General features: G+C 42.3%; 12 protein-coding genes. 6 read left to right on the top strand and 6 right to left on the bottom strand.

Annotated features, from left to right (window positions below; all coding sequences use genetic code 11):
- The first annotated feature begins 33 nt into the window (after positions 1–33).
- Positions 34–537, top strand: coding sequence for a GtrA family protein (locus tag FHS10_RS07090; RefSeq protein ID WP_259088989.1), 504 nt, complete (start codon positions 34–36; stop codon positions 535–537).
- A 14-nt stretch (positions 538–551) separates the two neighbouring features.
- On the opposite strand, the gene FHS10_RS07085 is transcribed toward FHS10_RS07090, so the two are convergent.
- Positions 552–1,436: a formylglycine-generating enzyme family protein gene (locus FHS10_RS07085; RefSeq protein ID WP_259088988.1), complete on the bottom strand. Its 885-nt coding sequence runs from the start codon at positions 1,434–1,436 to the stop codon at positions 552–554.
- Between the two features lie 206 nt (positions 1,437–1,642).
- Here FHS10_RS07085 and FHS10_RS07080 point away from each other — a divergent pair, with 206 nt between their 5' ends.
- Positions 1,643–2,980 (top strand): BamA/TamA family outer membrane protein, encoded by a 1,338-nt coding sequence (locus FHS10_RS07080; protein WP_259088986.1) that lies wholly within the window; start codon positions 1,643–1,645, stop codon positions 2,978–2,980.
- A 558-nt stretch (positions 2,981–3,538) separates the two neighbouring features.
- Complete coding sequence (locus tag FHS10_RS07075) at positions 3,539–5,470, top strand: LTA synthase family protein (protein ID WP_259088980.1); 1,932 nt, start codon at positions 3,539–3,541, stop codon at positions 5,468–5,470.
- A 153-nt stretch (positions 5,471–5,623) separates the two neighbouring features.
- Here FHS10_RS07075 and FHS10_RS07070 read toward each other — a convergent pair whose 3' ends face one another.
- The 5 genes from FHS10_RS07070 to FHS10_RS07050 all read right to left on the bottom strand — a co-directional run bounded on the left by FHS10_RS07070 (position 5,624) and on the right by FHS10_RS07050 (position 10,841).
- Positions 5,624–7,213, bottom strand: coding sequence for a DUF3863 domain-containing protein (locus FHS10_RS07070; protein ID WP_259088975.1), 1,590 nt, complete (start codon positions 7,211–7,213; stop codon positions 5,624–5,626).
- Positions 7,214–7,720: 507 nt separating this feature from the next.
- On the bottom strand, positions 7,721–8,470 hold the full coding sequence (locus FHS10_RS07065) for a LytR/AlgR family response regulator transcription factor (RefSeq protein WP_259088973.1): 750 nt from the start codon (positions 8,468–8,470) through the stop codon (positions 7,721–7,723).
- Positions 8,467–9,501, bottom strand: coding sequence for a sensor histidine kinase (locus FHS10_RS07060; protein WP_259088972.1), 1,035 nt, complete (start codon positions 9,499–9,501; stop codon positions 8,467–8,469). The genes FHS10_RS07065 and FHS10_RS07060 overlap by 4 nt, the downstream gene beginning before the upstream one ends.
- Positions 9,502–9,532: 31 nt before the next feature.
- A complete protein-coding gene (locus tag FHS10_RS07055; RefSeq protein WP_259088967.1) occupies positions 9,533–9,868 on the bottom strand; it encodes a DUF4288 domain-containing protein in 336 nt (111 codons plus the stop codon).
- Positions 9,869–9,968: 100 nt separating this feature from the next.
- Positions 9,969–10,841: a LiaF transmembrane domain-containing protein gene (locus FHS10_RS07050; protein ID WP_259088966.1), complete on the bottom strand. Its 873-nt coding sequence runs from the start codon at positions 10,839–10,841 to the stop codon at positions 9,969–9,971.
- Positions 10,842–11,235: 394 nt separating this feature from the next.
- On the opposite strand from FHS10_RS07050, the gene FHS10_RS07045 reads away from it, so the two are divergent.
- The 3 genes from FHS10_RS07045 (at position 11,236) to FHS10_RS07035 (ending at position 14,535) form a co-directional block, all read left to right on the top strand.
- The gene (locus tag FHS10_RS07045) at positions 11,236–11,907 is read left to right on the top strand and encodes a hypothetical protein (RefSeq protein WP_259088965.1); all 672 of its coding nucleotides are present in this window, start codon (positions 11,236–11,238) and stop codon (positions 11,905–11,907) included.
- Positions 11,908–12,099: 192 nt separating this feature from the next.
- Positions 12,100–14,034, top strand: a complete 1,935-nt coding sequence (locus tag FHS10_RS07040) for an amino acid permease (RefSeq protein ID WP_259088964.1) — start codon at positions 12,100–12,102, stop codon at positions 14,032–14,034.
- 81 nt (positions 14,035–14,115) lie between these two features.
- Positions 14,116–14,535 (top strand): DUF5655 domain-containing protein, encoded by a 420-nt coding sequence (locus tag FHS10_RS07035; RefSeq protein ID WP_259088963.1) that lies wholly within the window; start codon positions 14,116–14,118, stop codon positions 14,533–14,535.
- Positions 14,536–14,612: the final 77 nt, after the last annotated feature.

The raw sequence follows: 14,612 nt of genomic DNA, 5'->3' as shown, positions 1-14,612 counted from the left end.
GAACAAAAAAATAAAATCAATACCTTTGCAGCAATGCGAAAAATCCATGAGTTTATAAGGCGAACTATTTTCATCATCGTCGATTTCTTTTACGGCCCGTTTAAAAAGTTGATGCCACTGCATACATTCAGGTACGCGGCTTGTGGTGGTGGTAATACGGTGTTGGATATTTTGCTTTTCAGCGCGTTTTATAATTTTGTGTATCAAAAGCAAAACCTGCATATCGGGGCTTATACGCTAAGTCCGCACATAGCTTCATTAATTTCTTCTTTCAGTATATCTTTTTGTACCGGCTTTTATTTAAACCGGTTTGTGATCTTTCACGAATCAGGCCTAAGCAAACGCGCGCAATTATCCCGGTTTATAGTGGTTAACGCCATTTGTATTGTGCTTAATATTGTGTTCCTGAAGCTGTTGGTTGATGGGCTTGGCCTGTACCCTACCCCGGCAAAAATCATTGCTACCGTGTTTATTATTTGCTTTAGCTACTTTAGTCAGACCTACTTTTTCTTTAAAAAGAAAACTGTTGCAGAATAAAGGGCAATACTTAATTAACGGCCATCTTTATTTTTAGGTCCCCTAACCGCACATCTGAAACCCACGTACGGGCTACAATCTGTCATTGCTATTTTTTGCCGGTAAGTGGTACGCAGTTTAACAGCCTCGTCATTCCAACTACCGCCACGGATGGCTACACTATGACGATCAGGTGGAGAGAAATTAAAGAAGTTCTTACTTATTATGGCCTTTTTTAATTCAACATACTCGTCCTGACGCCACAGGTCGAGGCAAAACTCAAAAACATTACCGGCCATATCATAAAGCCCCAAAGTATTGGGGGCATAACTACCTACTTTAGTAGTTTGCCCTATTCCCGATTGGATGAAATTTGCTTTTTGTCTGTCGGCATCGTTATTACCCCAGGGAAAATCGGCAGGTTGTTGCTGTGTACCTTTGGCTGCATATTCCAGCTCCGCTTCATTAGGGAGCCGTTTTCCCACCCATTTCGCATAAGCATTAGCGGCAAGAAAGCTAACATAAACAACAGGGTGATCGCCTTTGCCTTTGGGGTAGTTATTCACCTTCCAATCCTTCAGGTAATCGCCATTGTACAGGCTATCCGGAATATTTGCTTTTGACCATTGCGGATTGGCTTCAACGAACTTTTTATAATCTGCATTAGTCACTTCGTATTTATCGATATAAAAAGCGGGGACATACATTTTAATCTCGGGGTACTCCTGCGAAAAAAAGTCGGCAGGTAAATGATACCTATCAATTGCCGCTTTAAGCCGGGCGCTATCCAAGCCTCTAAAGTAAATTGCCGATTTAACCAAAACCATGTTTTTTGTGTCGACAGTTACAACTCGTTTTTGAGCCAGGCAAGCGCAATAGATAAACGCGAGGAATATTAAAAGAATAAATTTAGGTCTCATAGATGATGATAATATGGTGTTGATCTGCAAAAGCAGACGCATGAAGATCAATCAAATTAATGAAAATAAAATGAAGTGAAAAAGAAGCGCCCTATCCAAATGTTTGCTTGCCTTTTGTCTCAACTCCACAGCCCGTCAAACATTTTGTTAGTTTATCAGTTCCATTGTTGTTACAACATGGATATTTAAATTAAATAACGATCACATTGACAGTATTATATAACAATAAACATAGCCTCTCTAAATTATTAAAGGTTTCAATTATATGTTTTTTAGCCGGCATAAGCCAATATAGCTACGCCCAGGTTGGCCCGCCGATAGATTCATTAAAAGCAGATTCATTACGTAAGGTGGCCAGGATTAAAAAAGCGGATAATTTTAACCAGCAATACGATTTTAACGACCTTACCCGTAACATTTTTCATCCCGGCAGAAAACCAGATACGCTGAAGAAAAAATCGGGTATCACCATTATACCCAATATTGCAGCTAACCCAACTATTGGCGCGCAGATAGGCATTAAGGCCGTGGCTGGCCGTAAATTAGGAAATGACCCCAATACTTTACTTTCGGTTGCAGCAACCTCGGCATCTATCACTACAAAAGGTATCATTTACTTTTACGTTAACCACAATATATTTACACCGGGTAATAAATACAATTTTCAGGGTAGTATAGTTGCAGCTAAAACAGTAACCCCGGATTATGGAATCGGAATTGGCCGTGAGATTGACGGCGGAAGCGCAAACGATAAAACCCTTGCCGACCCAACACACAAGGTATACGCCCTGCATTCCCAATATTTTAATATCAGGGAAAAAGTTTATAAAGAAGTGGAGAAAAACCTGTTTGTAGGTGCAGGTGTTTCATTTGATATCAGGCGAAAGATTACTCAAAAGGACACTACTTTTGACGGCACACCATCAAGCGTTTATAACAACGAGCATGGCTTACCTCAGGATCATTATTCGGCCAATGGTTTCCTGTTTAACATTCAATATACCACGCGTGATAATCAAAACCGGGCATATAAAGGTATTTATGCCGATGCCGGTTTCAGGGTTAACCAAACCTGGATAGGCAGTACCAAAAGCTCGGTACAGTTTACAACCGATTTCAGGAAATATTTTAGCCTGAGTGAAAGCCATCCCGAGCACGTAATAGCCATCTGGAACTGGGGTTCATACTTGCTTAGTGGCACATTGCCTTATCTTGAATTGCCCGGCACCGGTAAAGATGGTTCTTTCCGTAGCGGCAGGGGTTACACTACCACCTATTTTAAAGGGACCCAATTTAACGATACCGAAGTTGAATACCGTTTCCCTATAACACGTAACAAATTTTTAAGCGGCGTTACCTTCTTTAGCATGCAAAGCGCCAATGATGAGCAGGGCACCAAGCTATTCCAGGTGTTTCAACCAGGCGGCGGCGCAGGTTTAAGGGTATTGTTTAATAAAGCTACCCGTACCAACCTTTGTCTTGATTACGCTTTTGGTAAGTATGGTAATAAAGGTTTCTTTTTGGGTTTGAACGAGGCATTTTAAAATCCGTTACCTTTAAATTTTATTCCCTCCCAACCTACCGTTTAACCACATCTTGTTAAACTTTTGGCCCCAATAAAAAGAGTTGTCATTTCGAACGAACCGGTAGGGGTTGCGCTCCGGAGGTGAGGAGAAATCTTGTAAAAGCGGACATTCAGCCCATGTAAATCGCACAAGATTTCTCCTCGCCCCCCGCTTTGTCCCTGCGCTTGCGAGTTCGAAATGACATTTTTCTTTAATAAAAAAGATGTGTACACACAGTAGACCCAAGGAAGGAATCGCACGTGCCCAACGCTTTTTACTTTCAGACGCCCAAGAATTGAACTCGTGAAATAAACCGCCATACTTTATAGCGGGAATACATCCGTTTTCGTCATCCTTATGTTAAATCATCACACCCAACCATTTACACAGGCTTAATAATGGGGTGCTTTTTTATATCTTCGCTTTTCAAAATCTCCGTAAAATAAGCCGGGGTGTTTTAGTGTCCTGAACCTACAAAAACAGGAATTAAGCACCTGCTGCGCGGCCTGGTTTCCGGATGAACAAAAGCATCACCTTATGGCTGATAAATTTAGGCTGAACGAATATAAAGTACTTTTATACCGGTTGTTTTTAGGTTACCTGTTCTACTTTATAGCCAGAGTACTGTTCTTTGCTTTTAATACCAATCTTTTTGCTGTTGATGATTTTTCGGGACTGTTAAAGCTGTGTTACTACGGGATGGCTTTTGATACTACTGCCCTGCTGTACATCAATAGTTTGTTTTTGATATTGAGCGTACTCCCTTTAACCATTAACACCAAACCCGACTATCAAAAGGGATTGGCCATTTTATACTTTGTTACCAACCTGCTGGCTTATGCCACCAACTTTATCGATATCATTTATTACCGTTTTAGCCAGGTACGGTCAACCAAAGCCACGCTTGATGTTTTGAGTGATGAAACCAATAAAAAGGCATTATTTGAACATTTTTCGGGCACCTACTGGTACATCATTTTTATATTTATTATCTGCTGTTTTGCCTGGGTATGGCTTTATAAACGGGTGAAAATTAAACCGCAGCCCGTAAAAGATGCGAAGGTCTATTTTTTATCATCTGTAGTTTCGTTCCTGGTAATAACCGCGTTGACCATCGGTGGTATCCGAGGCGATTTTGCGCACAGCACCCGCCCCATCAATATGGTTGATGCCTATAAACATGTTACCGTGCCCAACCAGGGCGATATCATCCTGAACACACCCTTCGCCATTTTAAGAACGCTCAGCGCCAATAATTTTAAAATTCAGCATTTTTCAGATACGGCCTATATCAACGCCAATATTAAGCCCATTAAACAATATAACAGCAACCCGGCAGTGCGGCCAAATGTAGTGGTCATCATTTTGGAAAGCATGGCCCGCGAATATTGGGGCAGTATGAACAGGGACGCCCATATTCCTAATTTTAAATCGTACACCCCGTTTTTAGATTCTTTGTCAAACAGCAGCCTGATATTTAATAATGCTTATGCCAACGGAAGGCAATCTATCCATGCCATGTCATCCGTTTTGGCCGGGATTCCTTCCTTTCAAACGGCCTTTACCTCTTCGCCCTATGCCAAACAAAAAATCCAGTCTCTGGTATCTATTTGCGATACATTGGGTTATCAAACGGCCTTTTTCCACGGAGCCGCTAATGGCTCGATGGGTTTTCAGGGCTTTGGCAATATTTTAGGTTACAAAAACTACTACGGCAGAACCGAGTACAATAACGATGCTGATTTTGATGGCATATGGGGTATTTGGGACGAGCCATTTTTTCAATTTATGGGCAAAACCATCGGCACACAAAAACAGCCTTTTTTGGCTACGCTGTTCAGCCTGTCGTCACATGACCCTTTCCAGATCCCTCAAAAATACAAGGCCCGCTTTACAGGCGGTCCGTTACCTATTGATAAATGTGTACAGTATTCAGACAATGCTTTACGCCAGTTCTTTAACTACGCCAAAACGCAACCCTGGTACAACAACACCATTTTTGTAATCACCGCCGATCATACCAGCCAAACTTACTACCCGGAGTACAGCAAATCCATCAATCGTTTTGCCGTGCCTATCCTGTTTTTTAGTCCTAATGAGGCTTATGGATTAAAAGGCGTTCGTACAGACCTTGCCCAGCAAATGGATATTTATCCATCGCTGGTTGATCTGATAGGCTATCATAAACCTTTCCGGTCATGGGGACGCAGCCTCATTAGCAACCTACCCACCGAAACCCCGCGGGTTATCAATTCAACCGGTAACATTTACCAGTTTATGCAGGGCGATTACATTTACCTTTTCGACGGGAAGAACATTACCGGCATTTTCGCATCTACCGATAAAGGCCTGGAGAAAAACCTGATGAATGGAGCGATTAATCCAGAAATGAACAAGGGTATGGCCGATTGCAAAGCCCTGATCCAGGATTATGCCGATAGGATTGTAAATAAGAAATTGAACCAGTGATTAAATTGCTTAGAAACTGTTAAAACGGCTTTACAAAAGTGTTCCAATGCGAGTTGTAAAATCCGGCTGCCTCTGAAGGGGAAAATAGCAAAGCGACAAAAGACTTACGAAGTTTTGAAAACTTCGTAAGTCTGGGTTCTGCGACTAAAACTTTTATTTCTTCCCCGCCAAATCCAGCACCAAATCATTCCCTTTCGGCATCACCCTAAAAACAGCTCCGTTATCGGGTTTTGAAAATGAGCCGGCTAATGCCAATACGGAATAATTCAATCCTTCAAAACTGCAATTAACAGCGTTAGCACCAACTTTGGTGAAAGGCAGTTTAGCACCATCGGCAGTGGTCATATCCAGGTACCACTTTACGGGTTGCTTGGTTACCAGTTTCACATTTACGGTACGGGCATCCAAATCCATTACCAATGTTCCATCAAAGGAGGTTACCGGCCAGCTGATGTGAAGCTTGCCGGGCACTTTATCTGTAATAACAGGCTTGCCACCTGTTATCAATGTTTCTTTGCCGTCGATAATTGCCTTAAACCTTAGCCCCGCAATTTGCGATGGTTTGCTCCAGATGTAGCCATCTACAAAAGGAAGCGTAAAAAAGGTACACTCATTTGATGTTGCCACTTTGGTTTCATATACCGATGGCAAACGCTCGTTAAACAGGTGAATATCCCTAAAACGCAGGTTACCGTTTTCCCACAATAAATTAACCCGGTAAAAACGGCTGTTGAACCATACCGTTTTACGGTCGCTGCCCGGCAGGTCTTCATTTACGGTAACGGATGTTGAGGGTGTAACTTTGTAACGCTCTTTAAACCATTTACCCGATGCGGCCAATGTCTCTACCTTTACTTTCTTCGCATCGCGCAGTTGGGCTATTAGTGGCAATTGAATCTCGAATCCTTTGGCCATGGCATCCCAGGTAAAGGAGTTTTCCTGGCCGGCCTGCGTGTAGGCAAATTCCATATCAGCACCTTCAACAAACTGTTTAAAATACCATTTAACCCAGGTGGAGTCGCCTCCCCCATCTTTATAAACCGGCTCCAGCGTAATTACCCCCTGCCTGGTTGTACCCAGTCCATTATCATATTGCCTAACGGGATCGCTGCCCAGCATCCTGAAAATAGGGATGGGTACCTGGTTCTTTTCATTTTGTGCAGGCATGTATGAATTAATCTTACTTGGATAATAAGCCTGGTTCCAATAGCCGCCCCACATGGTGTAACCATCGGTGCCATATTGATCCTTACAATTGGCCGATGCCACAATGTGATATTTGGTGTACATGTAAGCCAGCGTATGCGCGTCAATAAACCACGAGGCCACGGATTTTGGATAATACCCAAAGATCTTTTTAAAATCGGCCATGTAAACGTCGGTTAGTTTTTCGCGTTCGGCAGGCGTATAACCTGTAGCGAAGCCAATGTTAGCCCGCCAGTCCCAGGGGTAACGGCCGCGCCATTTCAAGCCGGCACGTTCAACCATAGGCTGTGGAATTTCCCACCAGCCACCAATTTCAAATGAATCGCGCGGCAGACTTTTTAAAAGCTTTTGATAGCGGTCATCCATCAGCGCATCGTATTGCAACAGAAAGGTGCCGCCCAAATGATATTTCTTCATCATCTCAACCTGTTTTACCACGGTTTGATAAAGTACATCCTCGGTAATAGCAGGATCACGCGGCTCCAGTAAGCGAATAAAATTTACGATATTGACAATTTTGGGATGGGAATTAACCACCGGCTTTGCAATAGGTTTATTGACGATTTTAAATGAGCAAAACATCAAAATTGTACAAAACGTTAATAAAAGCGCTTTGACTATAGCTGTATTTTTTAATTGAATCATAGGAATGTATTAACTCCGGCTCCATAGAAATTGGCTTACCAGTTAGGTTTTATAACAGGTATCAAAGGGCAATTTATAAAACCTCGGGAATTTGGCCGTCCTGTACTATCTTTTGGACTCAAAGCGCTGAGAAGTTGAGCTCCGATTGAGCTCAGGAAACGGAAGGAATAATTACTACAAAGCTTTCACCCCTATGGGGTGCTTGTCTATCGGTTGATCAATCTTAAATATACAACAAAGCCTATTTAATCCGCAAGGATGTCCCGGCGGGACAAAAGCTTTGTAGAAATCGGAAAACACAGAATTGTACTCCAGCGGAGTACGACTTCGGCGGTCCAGTCAATATGTCGCGACGAATATCTGATTTATTATCGTAGCAGGATTGTTCATTCAATCCCCCTATATCCCCAATACCTGTTTCAACTTCACGTAACCTGTTTTACTCACCGGAATCTTGGCGCCCGATTTCAGGATAGCCAGGTGGGCGTCTTTTTCGTAAGGATCAATACGGGTAATTTGCTCTATAGCAATGATGTAGCTGCGGTGTACGCGTACAAACTTTCTTGAATCGAGGGTTTGCTCAAAAAAGCTCATAGTTTTGTTTTTTAGGTACGAGCCATCTTTGGTAATCACGCTTACATAATCATCATCGGCCATTAGGTACTCAACATCGGCAACCGGGATAATTTTAACCTTGGTGCCCGTTTTAACCACAATACGCTCATGCTGCGCTGCTGATTGGGTAGCAGCGGTTTCCAGTAATTCTTCTGTTTGTTTAGCGATAGTTTTTTGAGGGGCCGATGCCAGGAATTTTTCAACCGCTTTGTTAAAACGATCTTTGCTAAAAGGCTTCAACAGGTAATCAACCGCGTGGGCCTCAAAAGCTTTTATAGCGTACTCATCAAAAGCGGTAGCGAATATTACAGCAGGTGGGTTCTCTACCAACTCCAGCATTTCAAAGCCGGTAATTTTAGGCATCTGGATATCAAGGAAAACCAGGTCGGGCTGGTGTTGCTGAATGGCTTTTAGTCCTTCAAAACCATCATTACATTCGCCTATCAGTTCAATTTCGTCTTTAAAACCAAGCAGGTATTCCATTACAACCATGCGGGCCAAGGGCTCATCATCAATAATTAACGCGCGCTTCATACTTGAGGTACTTTTATTATGGTTGTAAATATATCATCATTTGCGTGAGTTTCCATCAAGTCGTTACGGGCATATAATAAATATAGTCTGCGCTGCACACCACGCAGACCGAAACCAGTACCCTTTTTAGGTCGTGATGTTTGTGGGTCGTAAGGGTTTTGCACCATAATTACCAGGTAGTGTTCTTCCATTTCGCCGCGGATGCTTACGGTTACATCGCCTGTAGTATCGTACAAACCAAATTTAATGGCGTTCTCTACCAGTGGCTGCAACAACATGCTTGGCAGCAAAGCCTGGGCACATTTATCATCGCAACTGATCTCGGTTTGTAAACGGTGACCAAAACGCACCTTTTCAATCTCGAGGTATAAATTTAAGTGGGCCAGTTCATCGCAAAGCGGCACCTGCTGCTGGTCGTCTTTTTTCAAAGTTCCGCGTAAAAAATCACTCAACTGGTGAATCATTTTACGGGCTTCATCGGGTTTAAAGCCGATAAGAGCGTTAATGGAGTTAAGGCTGTTAAACAAAAAGTGAGGCTGCAGTTGCTGGCGCAGGTTGTATAACTCGGCATCGCGGGCCAGTTGCTCGGCTTCGGTTTTGCGTTTCAGGGTTTCTTTTTGATCAAGCTGCGAGTACCAAAGTAAGCTGATCATGGCCATCCACCCAATCGCCAAAAAATTAGTAAAAAAGCGAACGGTGAGCGAAAGGATCACAAAGTTGATATATACCTTATCGGTATTTAACAAGGGCAATAAATACCGGCATCCGGCGGCACAAGTACCGGCCAGTGCTACTACCCATATAAACAAGTTGATATAACTGCCTTTACCAGGCTGGTAGTACCGAAGGTTATTGTTGATAAGCCAGCAGGCACCGGCAAGTAAAACAGCGCTTAATAAACCATCAATAGTAGCGGTGAACCACAAAAAGCCAAAACTATGGATGATATAAGTTTGCAATGCAGCCCATACAAAGCCGCATGCAACAAATGCACCGTATAACCTTGAAGCAGAAAATGATGGTGTAGCCAAAACTAATGTTCTCTCTGTTTAATTTAATTGATTAATTCCGTACACCCAGCAACGCGGCTTTATGGTGCGCCCAGGCAATGTACAGATCAGCATCCGGTGTTTCGTGGATGTTGTAATATAGTTCAGTACCATCGGAGGGCTCGCTGATGCGGTTAAGTTCGGCCACATCAATAAACTGCCATTTAACGGTTTGTTTTTCTATATTTTTAAAGCTATCCTGGTTGGCATGACCAATCTGGTTTGCTTTTTCAAAGGCATTTAATTCGGTTTCGGCTTTGATCAGGCGTAACTGCTCATCAAATTGCGCCTGATGATCGCCATCACCGCTTATTACCCTGAAAACTAATTTTGCTACGTACCAGTTCATGTTATTTAGCCCCCTCTAAATCTCCCCCGGTAGGGGAGACTTTGGTTTGTTTAGTTTATGTTATATAAAGTCCTTCCTACCGGGGAGGGTTTGGGTGGGGCTAATAGCTGCGGATATCAACACCGGCAAAAATAGACACCCCTTTTAGTACCAATATTTTACCATTAACGTTTGATGCAGTGCTTTTTATACGTTTATCATCAACACTGGCAAATACGGCCGCCAGATCAGACACTACCTGCCAGTTAGATGGTACAATGATTTTGGTGCCGCCGAAGATCTGGGTGATATCCAGGTAAACGCGGCCATTAATATCGGCCTGTGTAAAATCAAGTTCGGCACCCCCAAAAATGTTCACGATATCGCCGCCCTTGAAGTTTTTGCTCAGGATGGTTTTATTAACCCCGCCGAAGATAGATACGGTATCAAGGTAGTCATCGCCATCGTGGTGACCGAATGGCGGCGGCGTATTTGGAGGCGTAAAAGGCTCCTGGGGAGGCGTTTGTCCACCATCCTTTACAGTATAGTCAACTTCAGGTTGGTTGCCAAAATCAAACTTTGGCTTTTCGGTTTTATTCCAAAAATCCGTATCGCCAAATTTTTTGTCCCATTTACCGCGATGTTTATTCCATTCGGCATCGCCATGTTTGCCGCGCCTTACAATCAGCCACATACCAAAACCAATAATAGCTATTGGCCAAACTATACGACTTGCATCGGGAATGTTATCATTAAATAAAAAAACTACCCCTAAAAACACCATGATGGCCCATGACGAATTTTTGAAATTGTGCTTGCCGCCAATGTAAAGGCCCCAGGCAATCAATATCATTGGCCAACTGAACAGCCAGCCGGGCAGAAAAAAGAAGGTAAGTTGCTTTAGCAGCAATAAGCCCCCAACAACAAGCAAAATAATGCCGGCCATGGCTTTTCCTTTGTTGGGGTTGTTCGGAGAATTTATATCGTTGTTCATTTGTACGGTTGCATTTTAAATCATATCCCAAAACTAAGGTAACATTATAGTTGAGCCAAACAAAAACTGGCGATATATTTAAAGAAATCGGTAAGTGTACGTGTTTTGTCGGTGAAAAAATTTTGGTTTCGGATACAGGGTGCTCAATCCGCGATTTGTTGGGATGGTTGAAGTTTTCAAATCAAAGTGTTGCCGGCTATTACAGTTTATTGCGATCACTTAAATACTGTAATTTTATAAACCTTGAGCCAGCCGGTAAACTTTTATCAGTGTCCTCTGACATCTGCAATACCGATCAACTAAATCAACTGATTATCAATATCATCATGTCGACCCAAAACCGGCTGTCAATTAATTTTTAAAACCAAAAGCTATTTTTCAGGTTAGATTAACTATGAAAAAGACAATTTTAAGTTTAAGCCTCATCCTGTTTGCGACTTTAGGTTTTAGTCAAATTCTTAAACCTGTAAAAATTGATAGTGTAGTTACAGTATCACTTCCCGCAAACTTTACCAAGAAAGATACATTAGGTCAGCAGATCTATCAAGCTACGGCATCATTAGGATATATTGTTGTTATAAAGGCGCAAAACGCCGCCAACAACAAACCTTTAAACAAAGAAAAAGACCTTAAAAACGTATTTAAAACCTTTGCCGAGGGCATCAGGAAACAATCGCGAAACGGAAGCATCATGAACCCGCGCGATACCACCATCGGTCCGTTGGAGGCCCGCATTTTTACACTCAGGGTTGATAACAGCGGCTCAACAGGTGAAGCACCTCAATTAAGGCGATTTATATTGCTTTATACTCAGGAAGCTACTTACACTTTTGAATATTTTTATCCCGAAGCACGGGCCGACCTTGCCACACCAGAGCTAAAAGAGTTTTCGAATTCTATCAAAGTATCAGACGTTAACCGTAAGGATCAATACCTGTCAAATGCCAAAGGCATGTCAACGCCTGTTAAGATTGGTCTATTTGGTGGTGTGCCATTAATTATCATTATAGCGGTAGTAGCATCCATCCGCAGAAAGAAACGTTTGGCGGAAGAAGCTCAATATTAGCCGTGAGACCTTATTTTTTTAACAAGTCGTTAATATTAAGATGAATTAGTCATTAAAATAGATTTAAAAAGGCCGGGAAATCCCGGCCTTTTTTTGCGTAAATACCTCAGTATATATCACATTGACTGGATACTTAGCTAATGCAAAAAAATGATTATGTTTGGGAAAGGTTAACTAATTACTTTAAAATATATGTCGAAAAGCATATTTCGTAAAAAATCCATTGCCAAAATATTACACGATGTTGATTGCGGTTTTAGCGACGCAGAACACCCCGGAACAGCATCATCACAACTCAAAAAAGAACTTAACGTAAAAGACCTTACCCTTATGGGTATAGCCGCCGTAGTTGGCGCAGGTATTTTTAGCACCATTGGCGAGGCATCTTTTCACGGCGGACCGGCAGTTTCCCTATTATTTGTTGTAACCGCTATAACCTGCGGTTTTTCGGCTTTATGTTATGCCGAATTTGCATCGCGCATCCCGGTGGCGGGCAGTGCTTATACTTACGCTTACGCATCATTTGGCGAACTGATTGCCTGGATCATAGGATGGGACCTTTTGATGGAATACGCCATTGGCAATATCGCCGTAGCTATTTCATGGAGCGAGTATTTTGTGAACCTTTTAGAAGGCTTTAATATCCATTTGCCCAAATACCTGACCATGGATTATGTGTCGGCCTTAAGAGGGCACGAAGCTGTTGTGGCGGCAGGCGCAAAAATTGCCGATGTTGCCGATAGGGCCAAATCAGCAGCGATGGCATGGGATAATGCACCGGGTATTGGCAACTTTAAACTAATAGCCAATTTGCCTGCCTTAATGATCGTATTTGTTATTACCTACCTGGTTTATATCGGCATCCGCGAAACAAAAAAAGCTACCAACGCCATGGTGATCCTGAAAATTGTGATCGTTATCGCTGTTATTGTTGTCGGCTTTTTTTATGTGACCCCGGCCAACTGGCACCCATTTATGCCTAATGGCTTTGGAGGTGTAATGAAGGGCGTATCGGGTGTATTTTTTGCTTATATAGGTTTTGATGCCATATCAACCACTGCTGAGGAATGCGAACAACCACAACGCGATTTGCCCCGCGGTATGATTTACTCCCTTATCATTTGTACGGTATTATATATCCTGATAGCATTGGTATTAACCGGGATGGTGAGTTATAAAGACCTACAGGTTGGCGATCCACTTGCGTTTGTATTTGCCAAAGTAGGCTTACATAAAGTGAGTTACATTATATCTATTAGCGCGGTAATTGCTACGGCAAGTGTATTATTGATATTTCAACTGGGGCAACCCCGCATTTGGATGAGCATGAGTCGCGATGGTTTATTACCTAAAGCGTTTTCACGCATCCATCCTAAATTTCACACACCTGCATTTGCTACCGTGGTAACAGGCTTTGTGGTTGCTATACCGGCATTATTCATGAACCTAACCGAAGTAACCGACCTTACCAGCATTGGCACCCTGTTTGCATTTGTACTGGTATGCGGCGGTGTATTGATATTACCTCGCGAAGCAGCGCAACAAGGCAAGTTTCACCTGCCGTATGTGAATGGCAAATTTATCATCCCCCTTTTAACCATAGCCATATTAGGGGCTTGCATTTATATTAAAGCACCTGCACAGGTAGAAATGATGCAGTTTAAAAAACTGAAAGAAAAATCGGCAATTATTGATGATTTGAAGGCTGCCGATAAAAACGCGTTGGCAATTACCTGTACCAAGCTATACAACAAACAAAACATAAACGACACAACCGTTGCTATAAAATACTTTAAAGAACTGGAAGAAGATAAGTTTAATACCGCCTTAAGGGCCACCCCATCTATTGCCGAAACAACAAAATATAGCTTAGGACTCAACGGCTTCCTGTACAATTTCCCTAATTACCTGTTCTTTATCCTCATCATTGTCATCGCCATTTATAGTTTCCTTAAAAACTTCTCGCTTATTCCTGTTTTAGGACTTATGAGTTGTTTTTACCTGATGACCGAACTTGGCTACACCAATTGGTTAAGATTCCTGATATGGCTGGTAATAGGGCTTGTGATTTACTTTACTTATAGCTACAAAAACAGCGTTTTGGGTAAAGAAGCTGATGTAAAATAGTAACCAATTTTGATTGATGGGTTCTGAGTTAATCTCTTTTACCCATCGCTCAATTTTAACAACCACTATAAAACAATTGTTATGTGGACCTGCCCCATTTGCGAACGCGAGTTTTTTAATACCAACCAGGTCCACTCCTGCTGGGAACGCAATCTTGGGGATTTTTTTAAAGGAAAATCCGACTATACCGTTGAGCTGTTTGATCACTTCATTAATGAGTACCTGCAAATAACCCCTATCAAAGTATGCCCCACCAAAAGCATGATCGCACTTGGTTTAAAAACCAACTTTGCCTATGTAACACAATTGGGCAAAAACTTTATTGATGTGGTTTTCCCTTTCGATGAAATTTATGCCGATAACCTGTGCTTCACTAAAATAAAAACCGTTCCGGGCACCAATCAGCACAACCATTATTTCAGGATGTATTTTAAGGAAGATTTGAATGACGAGGTGAAGGGGTTTATGAGGATGGCGAGCAGCAGCCTCGGCCTCACCTAAATCCTCTCCAAAGGAGAGGACTTTTGATTTGCGTGGTGCCAACGGAAGGCCGCCAACAGTATTAAACACAAAAGCCA

Source organism: Mucilaginibacter dorajii (assembly GCF_024808255.1).
In the GTDB taxonomy this organism is placed as follows: Bacteria; Bacteroidota; Bacteroidia; order Sphingobacteriales; family Sphingobacteriaceae; genus Mucilaginibacter; species Mucilaginibacter dorajii.
The sequence above is the reverse complement of the archived record's forward strand: the minus strand, read 5'-3'. Positions and strand labels throughout refer to the sequence as shown.

What these genes read in the sequence shown, in the direction of transcription:
- FHS10_RS07090 (WP_259088989.1), top strand. Translation starts at nt 34, where the DNA reads ATGCGAAAAATCCATGAGTTTATAAGGCGAACTATTTTCATCATCGTC.
- FHS10_RS07085 (WP_259088988.1), bottom strand. Translation starts at nt 1,436, where the DNA reads ATGAGACCTAAATTTATTCTTTTAATATTCCTCGCGTTTATCTATTGC.
- FHS10_RS07075 (WP_259088980.1), top strand. Translation starts at nt 3,539, where the DNA reads ATGGCTGATAAATTTAGGCTGAACGAATATAAAGTACTTTTATACCGG.
- FHS10_RS07065 (WP_259088973.1), bottom strand. Translation starts at nt 8,470, where the DNA reads ATGAAGCGCGCGTTAATTATTGATGATGAGCCCTTGGCCCGCATGGTT.
- FHS10_RS07055 (WP_259088967.1), bottom strand. Translation starts at nt 9,868, where the DNA reads ATGAACTGGTACGTAGCAAAATTAGTTTTCAGGGTAATAAGCGGTGAT.
- FHS10_RS07050 (WP_259088966.1), bottom strand. Translation starts at nt 10,841, where the DNA reads ATGAACAACGATATAAATTCTCCGAACAACCCCAACAAAGGAAAAGCC.
- FHS10_RS07045 (WP_259088965.1), top strand. Translation starts at nt 11,236, where the DNA reads ATGAAAAAGACAATTTTAAGTTTAAGCCTCATCCTGTTTGCGACTTTA.
- FHS10_RS07040 (WP_259088964.1), top strand. Translation starts at nt 12,100, where the DNA reads ATGTCGAAAAGCATATTTCGTAAAAAATCCATTGCCAAAATATTACAC.
- FHS10_RS07035 (WP_259088963.1), top strand. Translation starts at nt 14,116, where the DNA reads ATGTGGACCTGCCCCATTTGCGAACGCGAGTTTTTTAATACCAACCAG.